Here is an 18,598-nt window from a genome sequence, read left to right as displayed (position 1 = left end):
ATGGCGTCGCACCCGTCGTACGAGCAGTCGAAGCAGGTGGCCGAGGCCAGCCGTGAGACCGAATGGTCCAAGCCGTCGTTCGGCAAGGAACTGTTCCTCGGCAATTTCCGGCTGGACCTGATCCACCCGCAGCCGCAGCCCGACGCGGCAGCGGTGGAGAAGGGCGAGGCGTTCCTCGACAGCCTCCGTGTCTTCCTCACCGATCGGGTCGACCGTCAGCAGATCGAGCGCGACGCCAGGATCCCGGACGGCGTCCTCCAGGGCCTGAAGGAGTTGGGCGCCCTCGGCATGAAGATCCCCGAGGAGTACGGGGGCTGGGGCTGAGCCAGGTGTACTACAACAGGGCGCTGGCCATGGCGGGCACCTGGCACTCGTCGATCTCCACGCTGCTCTCCGCCCATCAGTCGATCGGCCTGCCCGAGCCGCTGCGCCTGTTCGGCTCGGAGGAGCAGAAGCGGCACTGGCTGCCTCGGCTGGCCAGGGACCACGTCTCGGCGTTCCTGCTCACCGAGCCCGACGTCGGCTCGGATCCAGCACGCATGAGCACGACCGCGGTCCCGACCGGCGACGGCGCCGGCTACCTCATCAACGGCAGGAAGTTGTGGGCCACGAACGGCGCGATCGCCGACGTCGTCGTGATCATGGCCGTCGTCCCGGAGTCCGAGGGCACCGGGGCGGCATCACCGCGTTCCTCTGCCCGTGCGACCGCGACGGCATCACGGTCGAGCACCGCAACGACTTCATGGGGCTGCGGGGGATCGAGAACTCGGTGACGCGATTCGACGACGTCTTCGTGCCGCGCGAGGACGTCATCGGGGGCGAGGGCAAGGGGCTGCGGATCGCGCTCACCACGCTGAACACCGGCCGTCTCTCGCTGCCGGCGTTCTGCGCGTCGGCGGTGAAGCACTCGCTCAAGATCGCTCGCGAGTGGTCGGCCGAGCGCAGGCAATGGGGGCGGCCCATCGGCGAGCACGACCCGATCGCGCAGAAGCTCGCCTGGCTCGCGGGCACGGCGTTCGGTCTGGAGGCGGTGCTCGACGTGTCCAGCCGCCTGGCCGACGACAATCGCAACGACATCCGCATCGAGGCAGCCCTCGCCAAGCTGTACGCATCGGAACTCGGCTGGACCGCTGTCGACGAGATGGTCCAGATCCGCGGTGGTCGCGCCTACGAGACCGCCGAGTCGCTCGCCCGGCGCGGCGAGAAGCCGGTACCGGCCGAGCAGATGCTGCGCGACATGCGCATCAACCGGATCTTCGAGGGCTCCACGGAGATCATGCACCTGCTGATCGCCCGCGAGGCTGTCGACGAGCACCTGAAGGTGGCCGGGGACCTGGTCCTCGGCGACGCCCGTCCGGTCGACAGGGCGAAGGCCGCCGCGCGGGCGGGTGGCTTCTACGCGAGGTGGTTCCCGACGCTGACCATGGGCGCCGGCCAGCGTCCCGGCTCGTTCTCCGAGTTCGGTCGGCTGGCCGGGCACGTGCGCTACGTCGAGCGCCACGCGCGCAAGCTCGCGCGCTCGACGTTCTACGCGATGGGGCGCTACCGGGCGCGACTCGAGCAGAAGGGGCACCTGCTCGGCCGGATCGTCGACATCGGTGCCGAGCTCTACGCGATCTCGTGCGCGTGCGTCTACGCGGACACCATCGGCCGCGAGCAGCCCGAGCGCCGGCAGGAGGCGCAGGAACTGGCCGACCTGTTCTGCGGCCAGGCCCGCCGTCGGGCCGACCTGCTGTTCGCGCAGCTGTGGGCCAACGACGACCACGCCCAGTACTCGGCTGCGCAGCAGGTGCTCTCCGGCCGGTACGCGTGGTTCGAGGAGGACGTGCTCGACCCCGCGGGTGACGGTCCGATGATGCCGACGCATGCACCGCCGGCCGACGAGCAGTTCGAGTCGCCTCCGGCTCCGGCGGAGGCCACGGCCGGAGGTTAGGGGTCCGCGCATCCTCGCTCGCCCGACCGCGGACGCCGTGGCCCGCGCACGGCTCGAGGTCGACCTCGAGCATGCAGCAGTGACCGGCCGCTCCGCACGGCGAGCACCGTCGTGCGGTCGCTGGCAGTGTGGGCGGCATGGTCAGCTCCTCTCCCGTCGTCGTGGTGACCGGTGCGAACGGGCTGGTGGGCACCGCGGTGTGCCGGGCGCTCGTCGCGCGGACGGCGCTGGTGCGCGCCGTCGTCCGCCGCGCCGGCAGCGCGCCCGCGATCGACGGGGTCACCGAGCACGTCGGCGACTTCGCCGACGAGCGCCTCGCCCGCGAGGTGACCGAGGGCGCCGACGCGGTCGTCACGACGGTCCACCCCATGGGCTCGCCCCGCGACGTGCAGCACCGGGTGGGGGTCGAGGGCACGCCGGTCCTCGCCCGGGCCGCCCGGGACGCCGGCGTCGCCCGGCTGGTGCACGTGTCCACGGCCGGGATCTACGACCGCTCTCCCGGTGTCGGGGACGTGGCCGAGGACGGTGCCCTCCTGCCCGAGGGCAGCGGTGACTACCCCGACACCAAGAACGCCACCGACGCCGCGCTGGCGCAGGTCGGCGGGCTCACGACCGTGCTGGTCCGCCCTCCGGCGATCCTGGGCGCCGGCGACACGTCGGTCTGGAACACGCTGCGGCCGCAGGAGATCCGGAACGGTGAGCGCCGGGCGAACCCGGCGCAGAGCTGGGCGTGGGTGCACGTCGACGACCTGGCGACCCTGATCGCGGACGTCGCCACGGGCGCCGTCGCGACCGCCGACGACCCGGAGCGAGGCCCCGTGACCGGGAGCACGACTCCGGTCATCGTCGCGGGCGAGCCGGCGACGTGGCGGGACTACCTCGGCACGGTGAGCGCCGCGCTGGGCGTCGCACCCGAGTGGACCGACGAGCCGGCCTGGGCCGGGCAGCTGCTCACCGACCGCGCGCGCCGGTGGGGCTGGACGCCGCGAGTGGGCCTCGCGCAGGCCATGGACGAGCTGCGGCAGGGCCTGACGACGCGTTCCTGACCGCGTCGCCCGCCCTGGGCCCGCCGCTCACACCGAGGTCGAGCGCGTGCGGCGGATGAGTCTCGCCACGCCGTGCGCGTGGGTGGTTCTGGAGCAGAGCAAGGCCACCCACCGCCCAGGACCGGCGCAGCGTCACTCGTCACCGGAACCTTCCGGCTCGACGCTGGTAGAACGGCGTATGCCCATCGACGCCTTCGAACCGCACCCCATCGTCCGCCTCCTCAGCAAGCCATCGGCCGACTTCACCGGCGGCGACCTCGTCCGGGCGATCGAACAGCTGGGCCTGCGCCAGGTGAACCTGCGCTACGTCGGCGGGGACGGGCGTCTGAAGACCCTGGCCTTCCCCATCAACTCGCGCGACCACCTCATCGAGGTCCTCGTGCGCGGCGAGCGCGTGGACGGCTCGAGTGTCTTCGCCGGCACGGACACCGGTGCCAGCGACGTGTACGTCGTACCGCGCCACCGCACCGCCTTCCTCAATCCCTTCGGCGAGCGGCCGTCGCTCGACGTGCTCTGCTCCTTCTACGACGAGGACGGCAAGCCGCTGTCCTACGCGCGCGAGCAGGTCGTCCGGAGGGCTGCCGAGGCGCTCACCCAGGAGACCGGCATGACGCTCGAGGCCTTCGGCGAGCTGGAGTACTACCTGGTCGACGAACGCGAGCGGATCTACCCCGTCGAAGAGGAGCGCGGTTACCAGGAGTCGAGCCCCTTCTCGAAGGGGCAGCGGATCCGGGAGCAGGTGCTGGGGCACCTCAGCGCCATGGGGGTGCCGCTGAAGTACGCCCACGGGGAGGTCGGCAACATCCTGGAGGACGACCGACAGCTGGTGCAGCACGAGATCGAGCTGCAGCCCGTGCCCGTGGAGCGGGCCGCCGACCACCTCGTCCTGGCGAAGTGGGTGGTGCGCGAGGTCGCCCACGCGCACGGTCTGGAGGCGACGTTCGCCCCATCGGTGAGCAGCAAGGGCGCAGGGAACGGTCTGCACATCCACAGCCGGCTGGTGCGCGACGGCGCCAGCGCCATCGTCGGCGAGGACGGAATCAACGACGCCGGGCGTCGGCTGGTCGCCGGCTACCTCGCGGCGGCCAGCGCGCTCACCGCTTTCGGGAACACGGTCCCCACGTCCTACCTGCGGTTCGCCGACGGCGACGAGTCACCCGGGGACATCTGCTGGGGCGAGAAGGACCGCACCGGTCTGGTCCGTGTTCCCCTGGCCTGGAACGGGGCGTGCTGCCCGAGATGGTCGCCCACGCCAACCCGGGCCACGCCGGGCCCGTCCCCGAGCCCGCCACGCATCCCCAGACCGTCGAGCTCCGGGTCGGCGACGGCTCGGCCGACGTGCACCTGCTGCTGGCCGGCATGGCCGTCGCGGCAAGGCGCGGGCTCGGTGATCCTGACAGCCTGGAGCTGGCCGCGCGGCTCAGCACCGCCGACCACGACGACTTCGAGCAGCTGCCGACCTCGTGCGCGGAATCGGCTGACGCGCTCGATTGCGACCGAAAGGTGTTCGAGGCCGACGGGGTCTTCCCCGGCGCGCTCGTCGACGCCGTCCTCGCGGGCTTGCGCGAAGCCGACCATGCCGCCGGTGACTTCGCTCGGGACGACGCCGCCCGTGACGAGCTCGTCCGCCGGTACTGGCACGTCGGCTGACCGTGACCGGCTCACGGGCCGGCAGTCCGGGGCGCCCGTCGACCGCGCGAGTCCGCCGGCGGACCCCGTGTCGGAGTCCGAGCCATCGTGCGGTTTCCGATCGTCCCCCAGGCGCGGGCTCCGGACTCGACGAGCGGGCCGTGCGGCTCGTCCGGCAATGAACCATTGCCTGGTTCGCACCCGATCGGTCCCGGCGCTGTCCGGAGCCGAGCGGCTCGCGGCGGCGGTCCGGCGCGACTCGAAGGGGATGGGGTGCACCCTCCTCCTCCCGGATTTCCAGCGGCGGCGCAGTCAACGCGATCCCTGATACATGTCGAAAGGAGTAGAGAAGCGCACCGACCAAGGGCGACCAGCAGACTCCGCGGATCGACGACGGTGTCGCATACCTGCCGAAGTCCTCCAGCGTCCCGGTCGACATCTTCTGCATCCTGGGCCGCTCGCGACGGGCGAGCTTCGCGAGTGCCGCAGGTGCGCAACCCGTCTCGAGCCGCCGTGACACGCCCTCGGTCCCGTGGCGCGCTCGGACGACCACGTGACCGCCGGCGCGCGGGTGGTACACCTCCGGTACACGCAACGTGTATGATAGGTGTATGGCGCGGCTGCGGACCAATATCGAGATCGAGGACGAACTGGTGCAGGTCGTGATGACCCGCTACGCAGTGAGGACCAAGACGGAGGCGGTCGACCTCGCGCTGCGGCACCTGGCTGGTCAGCCGATGAGCCGCGATGAGGCGTTGTCCATGCGCGGCGCCCGAGCCATGCAGGACGTTCCGGAAGACCGCGCACCACGCGGCGCCGTGTGATCCTCGCCGACACCTCGGCCTGGGTGGAGTTCGACCGGGCGACGGGCAGCGCCGTGGACCGGCGGATGACTGAGTTGATCGCCTCCGACGGCCCCTGGCCGTCACCGAGCCCGTGCTGATGGAGGTACTTGCCGGCGCACGCGATGACCGACGGGCAGATGATCTCCGGCGGTTGCTGTTGCGCTGTCATCTCCTGGCGCTCGAGCCCGCTGCGGACTTCGATGCGGCGGCCCGCGTCTATCGGCGTTGCCGTCGCGTCGGGGTGACCCCTCGCGGACTCTTGGACTGCTTGATCGTCGCGGTGGCTTGGCGCAGCGGAGCCAGCGTGCTCGCACAGGATGTCGATGTCGATCGCGTCTGTGGGGTCGTGGACGTGCCCTCGGATTCGCGATGACGCTGGGCCTGCATCCGCTCCTTCGACACCTCGGCCGAGCGCACCGCGGCCTTCCCCTTCTCGCTGTCCCCTAGGACCACCACCGAACCCACACCGCCCTCGGCGGGGACCCATCCCCAGCCGGATCGCCGTCAGCGGCAATTCCGGGCACTGCACCTGGACACCAGCTGACTCGGCGACCGCGTGAACGCCTGAACGCGTCGCCGGGTGGTAATCCCACGCAGATGGTAGCGTCGTGGCATGCGCACGACCATCGACAAGGCGGGACGCCTGGTCATCCCCAAGGAGCTGCGCGAACGCATCGGCCTGGTCCCCGGGGAGGTCGACGTCCGCGTCGAGGGCGCGACGCTGCGGGTGGAACCTCTGGCCCGCGATCGGCTGACCGAGCGCGACGGTCGACTCACGGTGCCGCCGAGCGGTGATGCGCTCGATGACGACCGGGTCCAGTCGCTGCGCGATGCCGACCAGCGGTAGCTCCGTGCCCGATCTGCTCGACACCAGTGCCGCGATCGCCTTCCTCGTCCAGGATCACGAGCATCACGAAGCGACCTTCTCTGCGCTGGCCGATCGGCAGCTCGGCTTGGCCGGCCACGCCGCGTTCGAGACCTTCTCGGTCCTGACCCGCCTGCCGTCGGCGTCCCGACTGGTCCCAGGGGCTGCGCACCGGCTGTTGGCGGCCAATTTCCCGCACAGTCGCTTCTTGAGCAGCGAGCGGACCGCCGTCCTGCTCGCGACGCTGGCCGATCTGCGCATCGCCGGCGGCTCGGTCTACGACGCGCTGGTCGGGGCGGCGGCCGCCGAACACGGGCTCACGCTGATCAGCCGCGACCGTCGTGCGCTCGACACCTACCGCACACTGCACGTGTCGGTCGAGATGATCGACTGAGCGGAAGCGCCCCGGGCTAACCCGGCCCTCGCCCATGAGGCAACGACCGACGGGCGTCGGAGAAGCAAGGCCGGCCGGCTGATGGCATCCAGCGGACGGGCCGTCATCAGACACTGGAAACCGGCCGGCCCGACAGCCGCGGAGGTCCGATCTGGTGTCCGAGGGGCGACAGGCTACGTCCGTAGACGTCTCTCGTGGGGGCTGACCACGAGCGCGACCATCGACCTGGCAGCAGGCAACGAACCTCCTGCGGGTGCTGGCCGGTTCGGCGAGCGGAGGCACCGGCCGGGGGCCCGGTGTCCGTTTCCCTCCTCGGGAACCGTGGGTAGCGGTGCACGATGAACCCTCAACAGAACGTCTCGACCCAGGAGAAGGCTGCAGCTCTGCTGAACAGCGGTGACGTCGATGCATTCGTGGACACGTTGTTCGCCGTGGACGCCGTCGACCACGACCCGGCACCCGGCCAGGGCCCTGGCCGGGAGGGTTACCGCACCTTTTTCCACACCCTGAGCACCGCCTTCCCGGATGCTCATCTCGAACCGCTGGTCAACGTCGTCGACGAGGACAAGATCGCGTTCGCCTACACGCTGACGGGCACCCATCAGGGGAGTTCCACGGCATTACAGCGACCGGTAGGCGGATCGAGGTACGAGGAGTGCAGATCGGTCGGTTCGAGAACGGCCAGATCGTCGAGCGGTGGGGGAGCACCGACGAACTCGGCATCATGCAGCAGATCGGCGCGGCTCCAGGCGGCCAGGAGAGCGTGGTCGACAAGGTGAAGAGCGCGTTCACCAGCTGAGCTCCCGCTCGCCGCAGCCCCCGCCCGTGGCTCGGGACGGGGGCTGCGCCGAAGCAACCTGTGCCGGTGATGGCGGCACATGATCCAGTGCTGGGCGACCTGGCCGGCGCGGAAGGGCAGGTCAGCGGGGTCCCGGTCCCAGCGGGTCGACGCCGGCGATCGTGCCGGAGGACGACCGAACGGCGAAGCGGGCGGACAGCTCCTCCGCGTACCAGCCCTCCTGGCGGGTTCGCTCAATGACTGCCATGTGCAGAGGCCGCCCGTAGGCAAAGGCGTTCAGCGCCGACGACGAGTCCCAGATGCCGAGCCTGGTCCACACCTGGTGTCCTCGTTGCTCAAGCGCTGGACTGCCGGCACGTTGCATTATCGAGTTAGTCGTCAGCACCTGCCGTATTACCTCGACGGGTTCACGTTCCGATTCAATCGGCGCACATCGAAGGCCCGCGGCCTGCTGTTCTGCCGACTCCTTCAACAGGCCGTCGACATCGACACGCACCCGCTCAAGGAACTCATCGGCGGCGGAGCGGCGTCACTGCACTCAAGCAGAGATGCACGACGTACGTACGAGATGGGGAGGCGCCGCGCCCGGGCCTCTGGTGCAAGCGCTCCGCGCACGCGGCGGCTCATCCATCCGCGACGCTAGAGCGATATCGTGGAGATTGTCAATGAAATGGGAGGGCGCCGGTGCCATGGCTTTGACCGAGGACCTGGGTTTCCTGCTGTCGCGGGCCAGTGGACTGGTCATCCGGGCGACGAACGCTGCCCTGATCGAGAGCGGGCTCCGGGTGCGCGCCTACTCCGTGCTGGAGCTGGCCTGTGTTCCTCCCGGAGGGTGGTCGCAACGCGACCTCGCCGAGGTGCTGGGTCTCGATCCCAGCCAGGTCGTCCAATTGGTCGACGAGCTCAGCTCCGCCGGACTGGTCGAGCGGCTCCCTTCACCGACCGACCGCCGCGCCAAGCTGGTGGCGGGCACCCCGCGGGGCCGTCGGGTTCTCGGGCAGGCTGCGACGCTGGCCACCGCCGGCCAGCAGCGGCAACTCAGCTGCCTGGATGAGGAGGAGCAGGCCACCCTGCGGTCGCTGCTCTCCCGGGTCGTGCACTTTCCCGGCTGATCGCTTCCCCGTGCGCAGGATCAGCTGGGGCTGAACTGCTGGACCTGGGGAACTGTCGTGACCACGTGCACGAGCGCACCACCCGAGGCCGCTCGCAGCACGTGCTTCATGTCCGCGGGGAAGCGGATGAAGTCTCCGCAGTCGAGACGGCGGGAGTCTTCGGCTGGGCCGGCGACGACGCTCCCCGAGATGACGTAGACGTGGTGGAGGGTGCCGGGGAGAGGGGCGGTGCCACGTCCCGTGCGTCGGTCAGTTCCACGATCGCGGTGTTCACGTCGCCGCTGCCATGGATGTGGTCGAGAATCCGGCGCCGGCCGGAGCCTGCGGGGTCCCAGATCCCGTCCTTCCGCCGCTGGATGAGAACCGGGCTGCCCCACTCGGTGACCAGCCAGTTCACCCCCACGCCGAGGGCGCGCGCCACCCGCAGGAGCGTGTCGACCGTGGGATTGCCGCCGCCGCCCTCGAGGTTGGCGAGTGTCTGTTTCGCCAGACCCGACTTCTGGGCGAGTGCGCCCAGGCTCAGCTGACGTTCGCCGCGGATGCGCCGGACGTTGCGGCCGAGCATCTCCAGGTCTTCCATGCGTCCACTCTATTAGACGCCCGTCCATCTTGACCGGTCGGCCAATGCGTGAGTGGATGACGCGGATCACATTTTCTACCCGTGGGGGCTCTGTGCAGTACACCGACGTCGCGATCCCGCTCGGCCATGCCTGGTCCTCCCCGTTCGCCAAGTGGCAGGGCAGCCTCGCCGAGGTCTCGAGCCTCGACCTGGCGGTCGCGGTGACGCAGCAGGCGCTGGCCCACCGCGGCGTCGACCCCGCGGTTCTCGACGGGGTGGTGCTCGGCTGGACGGTGCCGCAGCGCGACATCTTCTACGGTGCCCCCACGCTGGCCGCGCGCCTCGGCGCGACCGGGCTGTCCGGGCCCATGGTCAGCCAGGCCTGCGCCACCAGCGTCGCTGCCCTGCACGCGGCCGCCGGTGCCGTCGGCGCCGGTGCCGGGCCGCAGCTGGTCGTGGCGACCGACCGCATCTCGAACGGCCCGACGCTGTCCTGGCCGGCCCCGAGCGGCATGGGCGGGGCGCCGGTCACCTCGCACTGGGTGCTCGACAGCTTCGCCCGCGACCCCTGGGCCGGCGCCGGCATGCTCGCGGCGGCCGAAGCGGTCGCCGCGGAGATGGGGGCCGGCCGTTCCGAGCTCGACGACCTCACGGCGTTGCGCTGGGAGCAGTATGCCGCGGGCCTCGCCGATGACCGGGCGTTCCAGCGTCGCTACCAGGTGCCGGTGGAAATCCCGCAGCGCAAGGGCTCCCTGACGCTCGACGCGGACGAGGGGATCCGTCCCAAGACGCGCGACGGCATCGCGGGCCTGCCCCCGGCTGCGGCGGAAGCCCTGCACACGTTCGCCTCCCAGACGCACCCGGCCGACGGGTGTGCCGGCGCGGTCGTCACGACGGCGGCCCGTGCGCGAGAGCTCTCGGGGGAGGGGATCGTCCGCATCCTGGGCAGCGGCTTCGCCCGGGTGGCCAAGAGCCGTATGCCGAAGGCGCCGGTCCCGGCGGCGCGCTCGGCGCTGCAGGCGGCAGGACTCGACTTCGGCGACGTCCAGGCGATCACCACGCACAACCCGTTCGCCGTCAACGACCTGTACTTCGCCCGGGAGACCGGCGTGAAGCCCGAGGCCATGAACACCTACGGCTGCAGCCTCGTCTTCGGTCACCCACAGGGGCCGACGGGGCTGCGATCGGTCGCCGAGCTCATCGAGGAGCTCCGCCTCCGGGGTGGCGGGATCGGCCTGTTCACCGGGTGCGCCGCCGGCGACACGGGGGCGGCGCTCGTCCTCGAAGTCACCGACTGATGACCATCACCCACCCGGCGAGGCGTCTCGCCACCCCTGGGAGACGGAATGACCACCACCTTCTCCACCCCGCGCATCGAGGCGGAGGAATCCGCTGACGGCCGGCTGCTGCTCCGCTCGACGGAGCCGCTGGCCGAGCACCGCGTCAGCCTCGTGCACTCCTTCCGGGCGCACAGCGAGATCCATCCCGACCGGCTGCTCGTCGCCGAGCGGTCGGGCGAGTCCTGGGAGCGGCTCTCCTGGGGTGAGATGCGCGCGCTGGTCGACCGGCTGGCCCAGGGCCTGATCGACCGCGGGCTGGGCGACCGACCGGTCATGGTGTTGTCCGGCAACAGCCGGTTCCACCTGGCGGTCATGCTCGCCGCGATGACCGTGGGCACCCCGGTGGTGTCGACCAGCGTCGCCTACTCCCTGCAGAGCGCCGACCACGCCAAGCTGAAGGCGATGGCCGAGGTCGCCGCGCCCGGCCTCGTCGTGGCCGAGGACGCCTCGTTCGCCCGTGCGGTCGACGCGGTGCGAGGCGACCGTGTCGTCCTCAGCCGCGACGGCGACGTGGCGGGGTCCGTACCGCTCGACGGGTTCGGCGCCGAGCCGACCGAGGAGGTCGACCGGCGGTGCGCTGCGCTGCGCCGGGAGGACGTGGCCAAGATCCTTTTCACCTCCGGCTCGACCGGGACACCGAAGGGCGTCCTCAACACCCACGGCATGCTGTCGGCCAACCAGCAGCAGATGCGCCAGGTGTGGCCGTTCCTGGACGAGGAGCCGCCGGTGCTCCTGGACTGGCTGCCGTGGAGCCACACCTTCGGTGGGAACCACGACCTCAACATGGTCCTGACCAACGGCGGGACGCTGTGGATCGACGACGGCCGGCCCGCACCCGGCCTGGTCGCCCGCACGGTGCGCAACCTGGCCGACGCGCGACCGACGATCTACTTCAACGTGCCCGCCGGTTACGCCGCCCTGCTGCCGGAGCTCGAACGGGACGCAGCAGCGGCCCAGGCCTTCTTCAGCCGGCTGCGGCTCGGCTTCTTCGCCGCGGCCGCGCTGCCCCAGCAGCTGTGGGACCGGATCACCACACTGGCCGCGAGCCACGGCTCGGCCATGCAGATGACGACGTCCTGGGGGCTGACCGAGACCTCACCGGCGGCCACCTCGGCGCACTTCCCCATCACGCGCAGCGACGTGCTCGGGGTCCCACTTCCCGGCCTGGAGTTGGCGCTCGTGCCGGTGGGCGGCAAGACCGAGGTGCGTGTCCGCGGCGGAAACGTCACCCCCGGCTACCACCAGCGGCCGGACCTCACGGACGAGGCCTTCGACGAGCACGGGTTCTTCCGCACCGGGGACGCCGTGACGCTCGCGGACCCCCAGGACGTCACCGCGGGACTGCTCTTCCGCGGCCGGATCGCCGAGGACTTCAAGCTCTCCACCGGCACGTTCGTCAGCGTCGGCACGCTGCGCCCGGCGTTGCTGTCGGCCTCCTCCGGACTGCTCACCGACGCAGTGATCTGCGGGCAGGACGGGGACCGCGTCACCGCCATGGTGTGGCTGCACCCCGACCACGCCGGTCGGGTCGACGAGAACGGCGTCCCGGACGACGCGTTGCGCGCCGACCTCGCCGCCACGATGCAGCGCCTGGCCGCCGAGGGCGGCGGGTCCTCGCAGTGCGTGGACCGCATGCTCATCCTGACCGAGCCGCCACAGCTTGACGCCGGGGAGATCACCGACAAGGGCTACGTCAACCAGGCTGCGGTCCGCGATCGGCGGGCCGACCTGGTGGCCCTGCTGTCGGCTGAGCCGCGCCCATCGCGGGTGGTCGAGCGCGCATGAACGCCGTCCGTCCGCTCGTCCCTCGTCCGACCTCCGGGTCCGCGTCGGCCCGTATTGCAGTACGGAAACGCTTGTTCCGGTCCGGCGGCCGGGCGCCGGTGTCGGTGGCACGGTGTGCGCGTGGCTGACGCTTCCGGCTCCAGCGTGCCGACCCGGTCCACGGCTGCCGGACGCGACGCCCTGCTCGAGGTGCGCGACCTGCACGTCTCCTATGCCGGTTCCGTGCAGGCACTCCGGGGCGTCTCCATGTGGGTCCCGGACGGCGGCATCGTGGCGGTGCTGGGCAACAACGGGGCAGGGAAGAGCACCCTGCTGCGCGCGATCTCCGGAGCTCTCGGGCGGGAAGGTGGCACGGTCGATTCCGGCACCATCCACTTCGAGGGACGCCCGCTGGACGTGCGCAGTGCCTCCGCCGTGGTGCGGAAGGGCGTGCTGCAGGTTCCCGAGGGACGGCGGGTGTTCGCGCCGCTGACCGTCGAGGAGAACCTGAGCGCCGGCGGGACGGCGGCCCGCGACGCGAAGGCCCGCGACGAGGCCCGGGCGAAGGTGTACGACCTCTTCCCCATCCTGCAGCAACGGCGCCGGCAGCGGGCCGGTCTGTTGTCCGGCGGTGAGCAGCAGATGCTCGCCATCGGACGCGCGCTGATGGGCAACCCCGGGTGCTCCTCCTCGACGAGCCATCGCTGGGCCTGGCGCCGCTCATCGTGGAGCAGATCGGTGACGTGATCAGCGAGATCAACCGGCAGGGAACCGCCGTCGTGCTGGTCGAGCAGAACGCGGCGATGGCACTGCGGGTGGCCTCCCACGCCTTCGTGCTCGAGGTCGGACAGATCTCACTGGAAGGCCCTGCGGCGGAGCTCGCGCGGACCGACGAGGTCCGGGACCGCTACCTCGGCGTGGGAGCCGAGGCGGCAGTGACACCCGCTGTCACGGAAACGCCCACCGCAGCCGCCGGCGCGTCGGTGCGGGACCTCGTCGTCGAAGGGCTGACGGTGCGGTTCGGGGGCATCACCGCGCTGACCGATGTGTCCTTCACCGTGGCGTCCGGGTCGCTGCACGCCCTCATCGGGCCCAACGGCGCAGGGAAGTCCACCTGCCTCAACGTGCTGAGCGGCGTCTACGCCGCCACGGCGGGAGCGCGCGCTACGGGGAGGACGCCCTGACCCGCCTGCCCCGCCACCAGATCGCCGCTCTCGGCATCTCGCGCACGTTCCAGAACATGGCGCTGTCCCCGACGGAGACCGTGCTCGACAACCTGCTCGTCGCCCGCCACCGGCACATGCGGACCGGCTTCGTGTCGGCGGCGCTGCGGCTGCCCCGGGCGCGACGGGAGGCGGCGGAGCACGAGGCGGAGGTGGTGCGGACGGCCGAGCTGATCGGTCTGGGGCGCAACCTCCACCACCCGGTCAGCGACCTGCCCTACGGCGACCGCAAGCGGGTCGAGCTGGCCCGGGCGCTGTGCGCGGAGCCGGGACTGCTGCTGCTCGACGAGCCGGTCGCCGGCATGAACTTCACCGAATCGCTGGCGATGGAGGAGGCGATCGGCACGGTGCAGCACGAGCTCGGCATCTCCATCGTGCTCGTCGAGCACGACATGCGCTTTGTCATGGGACTGGCCGACCGCGTCACGGTGCTCGACTTCGGCAAGCGGATCGCCGACGGCACGCCGGCCGAGGTGCAGAGCGATCCCGACGTCCTCCGGGCCTATCTCGGCGAGCAGCAGGAGGAGCGCCAGTGAGCAACTTCTTCGGCCTGATCATCAACGGACTGTCGCTCGGCGCGATCTACGCGCTGATCGCGCTCGGCTTCGTGATGATCTTCAAGGCCACCCACGTGCTGAACTTCGCGCACGGTTCGGTCCTGCTGCTCGGTGCCTTCGTCGTCGGCACCACTCACGACGAGATCGGTTTCTGGCTCGCGCTGCTGTTCGGCATCCTGGCCGCTGCACTGGCCGCCGTGGTGATCGACGTGGTGATCATGCGACGGGTGCGCGCGGCCGACCTCGGCACGCTCGCCATCCTGACCCTCGGGGTCGACGTCCTCATGCTCACCGAACTGACCCGGCAGATGGGTACGTCCACCCTCACTACCGGAGCGCCCTGGGGGACCGACACCGTCGCCCTGGCCGGCGCCACCATCCCGCTGTCCCGGGTGATCGCGTTCCTGGTCACGGTCGTCGTGGTCGCCGTGCTCTGGGCCGTCTTCAAGTTCACCGCCTCGGGGATCGCGATGCGCGCCGCGGCCGCGGACGGTGGGACGGCGGACCTCATGGGCATCAGCCTCAACCGGGTGGCCGCAACCGCATGGGGGTTGCCGGGGCACTGGCGGCGGTGGCCGGGATCTTCCTGACCTCCTTCCCCTCGCCGGGAATCAGCCCCACGGTGGGCCTGGTCGCGCTGGCGGCGATTCCGGCCTGGGTGCTCGGGGGTTCGATTCCTTCCCGGGCGCCGTGGTCGGTGGCCTCATCATCGGCGTGGTGACGACGCTGTCCGCGGGCTACCAGGGTGATCTCACCTTCCTCGGGCGCGACCTGGCGCAGGTGACCCCGTACGCGGTGATGCTGCTGGTCCTGCTGGTGCGCCCCTCCGGACTGTTCGGCACGAAGGAGGTCGCCCGTGTCTAGGCCGCAGAGGGTCCGGCTGGGGCGTCGGCTGGCGCTGGTCGTCCTCGTCGTCATCGCCCTCGCCGCTCCGCTGAGTCTGCGCAGCTTCTGGCTGCAGTCGGGCCTGTTCGCGATGGCCGCGATCATCAGTGCGATCGGGCTGACCCTCCTCGTCGGACGGTCGGGACAGCTGTCCCTCGGCCATGCGTTCTTCGTGGCCATCGGGGCGTACGGCTACAGCTACCTGGCCGGGGATCCCGCCTCCACCCTGGCCTCGGGCCTGGGCTGGCCGCCGGTCCTGGCACTGCTCGGGGCGGTGCTGACCGCGGCGCTCGCCGGTGCGCTGTTCAGCCCGATCTCGGGCCGGCTGCGGGGCATCTACCTCGGCCTGGCCTCGCTGGGGCTGGTGTTCCTCGGTCAGCACATCCTCTTCAACGCCACCCCCGTGACCGGCGGCTACAACGGGCGCAATGCCGAGCCGTTCCGCATCTTCGGGTTCACCTTCAGCGACAGCAGCCCGGCGGACCTGGTCGTCCTCGGCGTGCGCTACGGGGAGCTGGAGCGGCTGTGGTACCTCGGGCTGCTCTTCGTCGCCGTCGCCTGGTGGTGTGCGCACAACCTCGTGCGGAGCCGACCCGGGCGAGCATTGGCCACCATCCGCGACAGCGAGGTCGCCGCCGGGGTGATGGGCGTGAACGTCGCCCGGTTCAAGGCGGCGGCCTTCATCGTCTCGTCGATGTACGCCGCCCTAGGCGGGGTGCTGATGGCCCTGGTCTTCGGCCGGATCGTGCCGGAGAGCTTCGGCCTGCTCATGTCCGTGGAGTTCCTGGTGATGATCGTCATCGGTGGAATCGGCTCCGTCGGGGAGCGGTCGCCGGAGCCGCGTTCGTCACCCTGCTGCCCCTGGTGCTCAACCGTTACAGCGACCTGCTGCCGCTGCTGGCTCAGCCCGGGACCAGCGGCATCAGCGCTGCCGACCTGAGCCGGATCATCTACGGCCTCGCCATCATCCTGATCCTCCTCTTCGCCCACGACGGGTTGGCCGGTCTGGCGCGCCGGCTGCGCCGCCGCGGGACGGGCGAAGCGACCGATCCCGACCACCCGATGTCCGATCCGTCCACCACCAAGGAGCTGGCCCGATGAAGAGACCACTGATCACGAGCACCTGTCTGGCGCTCGCGCTGGCCGCGACCAGCTGTGGGAAGGCCGAGGAACAGGGGGCGGCGGCGGCGGCGGCGGTGGTGCGGCGGCGCCCGGCGTCACCGAGGACACGATCACGTTGGGGTCCTTGATGGACCTGACCGCGGTGTTCGCCGCGAACAGCCGGTCGATCCTGCAGGGGCGAACCTCTACTGGGACTCGGTCAACGCAGAGGGCGGTGTCTGCGAGCGGCAGGTGGAGCTGGACGTCCAGGACCACGCGTACGACCCTCAGCAGGCCGTCTCGCTCTACCAGACCATGTCGAACAACGTGCTGGCAATCGCCCCCGTTCTCGGCTCGTCGGTTATCACCGCACTGCGGCCCTCCTTCGAGGAGGACAACATGCTCGTCGGCATGGCGGCATGGACCTCCGACGTCCTCCCCGACCCGAACTTCCAGATCACCGGGACCACCTACGACGTGGAGACCATCAACGCGATCGACTGGCTCATGAGCGAGCAGGGGCTCCAGGAGGGGACGCGATCGGCGTCGTCTACTTCGAGGGTGACTTCGGCGGCAGCTCCTTGGCCGGCGCCGAGTACGCCGCGGAGGAGCTGGGCCTTACCGTCGTTCCGCACCAGATCAAGCCGAGCGACACCGACCTCTCGGCACAGGTGAACGCGATGGCCAACGACGGCGTCACGGCGATCATCGTCGCGGCGGCATCCCCCAGACCGCTTCGATCGCCAGCGTGGCGCAGTCCATCGGGCTCAACGTGCCGATCGTGGGCAACGGTCCGGCCTTCACGCCGAACCTGATGGACACGCCGGCCGGGCCGGCGCTGGAGCAGAACTTCTACACGGCGACGTCGATGGCACCGCCGTCCCTGGAGGCGGAAGGGGTGACGGAGTTCCTCACCGCCTACGAGGAGGAGTACCCCGACGAGGAGCCCATCCAGAACGGCGCGATGTACGGGTACGCCTCGGCGCAGATCATGCACGAGGTCCTCACCCGCGCCTGCGATGAGGACGCCCTGACCCGGGACGGCCTGCTCGAGGCGCTCCGGTCCATCACCGACTACGAGTCCGGCGGCACCGTCGCAGGGGTCCTGGACTACTCCGACCCCGCGGTGCCGCCGACCCGCGAGGTCTACATCTCCAAGGCCGACTCGACCGTGCCCGGCGGTCTGACAGCCGTAGGCGAGGGCTACACCTCCGACCTGGCGGAGGCCTACGAATTCGCCGGGTGACCCCGGCCTGACCGGTCCAATCCCGCCCGGTCCCGCCCTGTGGCGGGGCCGGGCAGCGGTGGGCCTCCGCGGCGGCGAGGGCCCTCGCCGCCGCGCCGAACACCCGCGCACTGGTCGCGGTCTACCGCGGCATCCGGCCTCGGGCGCGGGACAGCAGATCGCGCGCGATGACGATGCGCTGGATCTGGTTGGTGCCCTCGTAGATCTGGGTGATCTTGGCGTCGCGCATCATCCGCTCGACGGGGAAGTCCGTGACGTAGCCGGAGCCGCCGAGCAACTGGACGGCGTCGGTGGTGACCTTCATGGCAGTGTCGGAGGCGAACAGTTTCGCGGCCGCGCCGGAAGCGCCCATCGTCGGCGCCTCCGCCTCGATCTCCGCGGCGGCGGCGTGCGTGAGCAGGCGGGCGGCGCGGACGGCCACGGCCATGTCCGCGAGCATGAACTGCAGCCCCTGGAACTCTGCCAGCACCCTGCCGAACTGCCTCCGCTGGGAGACGTACTCGACAGCGACGTCGAGGGCGCCCTGGGCGATGCCGACCGCCTGTGCGGCGACCCCGGTGCGGGTGCGGTCGAGCGTGCTCAGCGCGATCTTCAGCCCCTCGCCGGGCCGGCCGATCAGCCGGTCGGCCGGTAGCGGCACGTCGTCGAGGTAGACCTCGGTGGTGGGCGAGCCCTTCAACCCCATCTTCTTCTCGGGGGCACCGAAGGACAGTCCGGCGTCGGTCCCTCCAGCACGAAGGCCGAGATCCCGCGACTGCCGGCCTCGGGGTCGGTCACGGCGAAGAGCACGTAGCAGTCGGCCACCCCGCCGTTGGTGATCCACCGCTTGGTGCCGCGCACGCGCCAGCCGTCGTCGGTGGCGTGGGCGCGGGTCGTCATCGACGCCACGTCGCTGCCCGCGTCCGGTTCCGAGAGAGCGAACGCGCCGAGCGCCTCGCCGGCGGCGATCGGCGACAGCCAGCGCTGCTTCTGCTCTTCCGAGGCGGCGAGCAGCAGGGGCCAGGCGAACAGCTCGTTGGCACCGGAGACCTGCTGCGTGGTGGCGCAGGCGCGGGCGATCTCCTCGGCCACCACGGCACTGGTGAGCGCGTCGGCCCCTACGCCGCCGTAGGCCCCGGGGATGACGACCGCGTGCAGTTGGGACGCGACCAGGGCCTGGTAGCCCTCGGTCGGGAAGCGCCCGGCCTCGTCCACGTCGGACGCCGAGGGGGCGATGCGCTCCGTCGCGACCGATCGGGCCAGCTGCCGGATCTCCTCGAGGTCGTCAGCGGAAATGCTCATGTGTCGCTCCGGGCGCGCG

Annotated in this window: 24 protein-coding genes and 4 pseudogenes; 24 read left to right on the top strand and 4 right to left on the bottom strand. The window is 70.9% G+C overall.

What is annotated here, in order from left to right:
• The 10 genes and pseudogenes from U6N30_RS14860 to U6N30_RS14820 form a co-directional block, all read left to right on the top strand.
• A pseudogene (locus U6N30_RS14860) lies at positions 1 to 422 on the top strand (acyl-CoA dehydrogenase family protein); the annotation flags it as partial.
• A 117-nt stretch (positions 423 to 539) separates the two neighbouring features.
• Positions 540 to 773, top strand: a complete 234-nt coding sequence (locus U6N30_RS33900) for an acyl-CoA dehydrogenase family protein (RefSeq protein WP_422678115.1) — start codon at positions 540 to 542, stop codon at positions 771 to 773.
• Positions 743 to 1,933, top strand: coding sequence for an acyl-CoA dehydrogenase family protein (locus tag U6N30_RS14850; RefSeq protein ID WP_324277870.1), 1,191 nt, complete (start codon positions 743 to 745; stop codon positions 1,931 to 1,933). Before U6N30_RS33900 ends, U6N30_RS14850 begins: the two co-directional genes overlap by 31 nt.
• Positions 1,934 to 2,070: 137 nt before the next feature.
• Positions 2,071 to 2,979 (top strand): NAD-dependent epimerase/dehydratase family protein, encoded by a 909-nt coding sequence (locus U6N30_RS14845; RefSeq protein WP_324278316.1) that lies wholly within the window; start codon positions 2,071 to 2,073, stop codon positions 2,977 to 2,979.
• A 178-nt stretch (positions 2,980 to 3,157) separates the two neighbouring features.
• Positions 3,158 to 4,936, top strand: a complete 1,779-nt coding sequence (locus U6N30_RS14840; protein WP_324277869.1) for a glutamine synthetase family protein — start codon at positions 3,158 to 3,160, stop codon at positions 4,934 to 4,936.
• Between the two features lie 283 nt (positions 4,937 to 5,219).
• A complete protein-coding gene (locus U6N30_RS14835; protein WP_324277868.1) occupies positions 5,220 to 5,432 on the top strand; it encodes a type II toxin-antitoxin system VapB family antitoxin in 213 nt (70 codons plus the stop codon).
• A gap of 94 nt (positions 5,433 to 5,526) precedes the next feature.
• Positions 5,527 to 5,826 (top strand): type II toxin-antitoxin system VapC family toxin, encoded by a 300-nt coding sequence (vapC, locus tag U6N30_RS33895; RefSeq protein WP_422678114.1) that lies wholly within the window; start codon positions 5,527 to 5,529, stop codon positions 5,824 to 5,826.
• Between the two features lie 240 nt (positions 5,827 to 6,066).
• Positions 6,067 to 6,300, top strand: a complete 234-nt coding sequence (locus tag U6N30_RS14830; protein WP_324277867.1) for an AbrB/MazE/SpoVT family DNA-binding domain-containing protein — start codon at positions 6,067 to 6,069, stop codon at positions 6,298 to 6,300.
• A gap of 4 nt (positions 6,301 to 6,304) precedes the next feature.
• Positions 6,305 to 6,712 (top strand): type II toxin-antitoxin system VapC family toxin, encoded by a 408-nt coding sequence (locus U6N30_RS14825; RefSeq protein ID WP_324277866.1) that lies wholly within the window; start codon positions 6,305 to 6,307, stop codon positions 6,710 to 6,712.
• 338 nt (positions 6,713 to 7,050) lie between these two features.
• The gene (locus U6N30_RS14820; RefSeq protein ID WP_324277865.1) at positions 7,051 to 7,491 is read left to right on the top strand and encodes an ester cyclase; all 441 of its coding nucleotides are present in this window, start codon (positions 7,051 to 7,053) and stop codon (positions 7,489 to 7,491) included.
• Positions 7,492 to 7,632: 141 nt separating this feature from the next.
• On the opposite strand, the gene U6N30_RS14815 is transcribed toward U6N30_RS14820, so the two are convergent.
• Positions 7,633 to 7,830, bottom strand: coding sequence for a hypothetical protein (locus U6N30_RS14815; protein ID WP_324278689.1), 198 nt, complete (start codon positions 7,828 to 7,830; stop codon positions 7,633 to 7,635).
• Here U6N30_RS14815 and U6N30_RS14810 point away from each other — a divergent pair.
• Both U6N30_RS14810 and U6N30_RS14805 read left to right on the top strand, forming a co-directional pair.
• Positions 7,819 to 8,154: pseudogene (locus U6N30_RS14810) on the top strand (hypothetical protein); the annotation flags it as partial. The gene U6N30_RS14815 and the pseudogene U6N30_RS14810 sit on opposite strands and share 12 nt — an antisense overlap.
• A gap of 46 nt (positions 8,155 to 8,200) precedes the next feature.
• Positions 8,201 to 8,623 carry a MarR family winged helix-turn-helix transcriptional regulator gene (locus U6N30_RS14805; RefSeq protein ID WP_324277864.1) on the top strand — a complete coding sequence of 141 codons (423 nt, stop codon included), beginning with the start codon at positions 8,201 to 8,203 and terminating at the stop codon, positions 8,621 to 8,623.
• Positions 8,624 to 8,729: 106 nt separating this feature from the next.
• Here U6N30_RS14805 and U6N30_RS14800 read toward each other — a convergent pair whose 3' ends face one another.
• Complete coding sequence (locus U6N30_RS14800) at positions 8,730 to 9,203, bottom strand: helix-turn-helix domain-containing protein (RefSeq protein WP_324277863.1); 474 nt, start codon at positions 9,201 to 9,203, stop codon at positions 8,730 to 8,732.
• A gap of 44 nt (positions 9,204 to 9,247) precedes the next feature.
• On the opposite strand from U6N30_RS14800, the gene U6N30_RS14795 reads away from it, so the two are divergent.
• From U6N30_RS14795 to U6N30_RS14740, 12 genes and pseudogenes are all read left to right on the top strand, one after another.
• Positions 9,248 to 10,480 (top strand): thiolase family protein, encoded by a 1,233-nt coding sequence (locus U6N30_RS14795; protein ID WP_324277862.1) that lies wholly within the window; start codon positions 9,248 to 9,250, stop codon positions 10,478 to 10,480.
• 48 nt (positions 10,481 to 10,528) lie between these two features.
• A complete protein-coding gene (locus U6N30_RS14790; RefSeq protein ID WP_324277861.1) occupies positions 10,529 to 12,307 on the top strand; it encodes a feruloyl-CoA synthase in 1,779 nt (592 codons plus the stop codon).
• Between the two features lie 120 nt (positions 12,308 to 12,427).
• Positions 12,428 to 13,033 (top strand): ABC transporter ATP-binding protein, encoded by a 606-nt coding sequence (locus U6N30_RS14785; RefSeq protein WP_479690607.1) that lies wholly within the window; start codon positions 12,428 to 12,430, stop codon positions 13,031 to 13,033.
• A gap of 56 nt (positions 13,034 to 13,089) precedes the next feature.
• Positions 13,090 to 13,748, top strand: a pseudogene (locus tag U6N30_RS33890) (ABC transporter ATP-binding protein); the annotation flags it as partial.
• 63 nt (positions 13,749 to 13,811) lie between these two features.
• A complete protein-coding gene (locus U6N30_RS33885) occupies positions 13,812 to 14,045 on the top strand; it encodes an ABC transporter ATP-binding protein C-terminal domain-containing protein (RefSeq protein WP_422678113.1) in 234 nt (77 codons plus the stop codon).
• On the top strand, positions 14,042 to 14,656 hold the full coding sequence (locus tag U6N30_RS14770; protein ID WP_324277860.1) for a branched-chain amino acid ABC transporter permease: 615 nt from the start codon (positions 14,042 to 14,044) through the stop codon (positions 14,654 to 14,656). The genes U6N30_RS33885 and U6N30_RS14770 overlap by 4 nt, the downstream gene beginning before the upstream one ends.
• Positions 14,657 to 14,756: 100 nt before the next feature.
• Positions 14,757 to 14,930, top strand: a complete 174-nt coding sequence (locus tag U6N30_RS14765) for a hypothetical protein (protein ID WP_324277859.1) — start codon at positions 14,757 to 14,759, stop codon at positions 14,928 to 14,930.
• Positions 14,923 to 15,891, top strand: a complete 969-nt coding sequence (locus U6N30_RS14760) for a branched-chain amino acid ABC transporter permease (protein ID WP_324277858.1) — start codon at positions 14,923 to 14,925, stop codon at positions 15,889 to 15,891. The genes U6N30_RS14765 and U6N30_RS14760 overlap by 8 nt, the downstream gene beginning before the upstream one ends.
• On the top strand, positions 15,816 to 16,052 hold the full coding sequence (locus U6N30_RS14755; RefSeq protein ID WP_324277857.1) for a hypothetical protein: 237 nt from the start codon (positions 15,816 to 15,818) through the stop codon (positions 16,050 to 16,052). The genes U6N30_RS14760 and U6N30_RS14755 overlap by 76 nt, the downstream gene beginning before the upstream one ends.
• Entirely contained in the window at positions 16,049 to 16,201 is a 153-nt protein-coding gene (locus U6N30_RS14750) for a hypothetical protein (protein ID WP_324278688.1), read from the top strand. The genes U6N30_RS14755 and U6N30_RS14750 overlap by 4 nt, the downstream gene beginning before the upstream one ends.
• Positions 16,202 to 16,256: 55 nt before the next feature.
• A pseudogene (locus tag U6N30_RS14745) lies at positions 16,257 to 16,727 on the top strand (ABC transporter substrate-binding protein); the annotation flags it as partial.
• Between the two features lie 46 nt (positions 16,728 to 16,773).
• A complete protein-coding gene (locus U6N30_RS14740) occupies positions 16,774 to 17,298 on the top strand; it encodes an ABC transporter substrate-binding protein (RefSeq protein WP_324278313.1) in 525 nt (174 codons plus the stop codon).
• Between the two features lie 121 nt (positions 17,299 to 17,419).
• Here U6N30_RS14740 and U6N30_RS14735 read toward each other — a convergent pair whose 3' ends face one another.
• Positions 17,420 to 17,983, bottom strand: coding sequence for an acyl-CoA dehydrogenase family protein (locus U6N30_RS14735; protein ID WP_324277856.1), 564 nt, complete (start codon positions 17,981 to 17,983; stop codon positions 17,420 to 17,422).
• Positions 17,974 to 18,579 carry an acyl-CoA dehydrogenase family protein gene (locus U6N30_RS14730; RefSeq protein ID WP_324277855.1) on the bottom strand — a complete coding sequence of 202 codons (606 nt, stop codon included), beginning with the start codon at positions 18,577 to 18,579 and terminating at the stop codon, positions 17,974 to 17,976. Before U6N30_RS14730 ends, U6N30_RS14735 begins: the two co-directional genes overlap by 10 nt.
• Positions 18,580 to 18,598 lie beyond the last annotated feature (19 nt).

Origin of the sequence: Blastococcus brunescens (assembly GCF_035320885.1) — a bacterium.
GTDB lineage: Bacteria > Actinomycetota > Actinomycetes > Mycobacteriales > Geodermatophilaceae > Blastococcus_B > Blastococcus_B brunescens.
The sequence above is the reverse complement of the archived record's forward strand: the minus strand, read 5'-3'. Positions and strand labels throughout refer to the sequence as shown.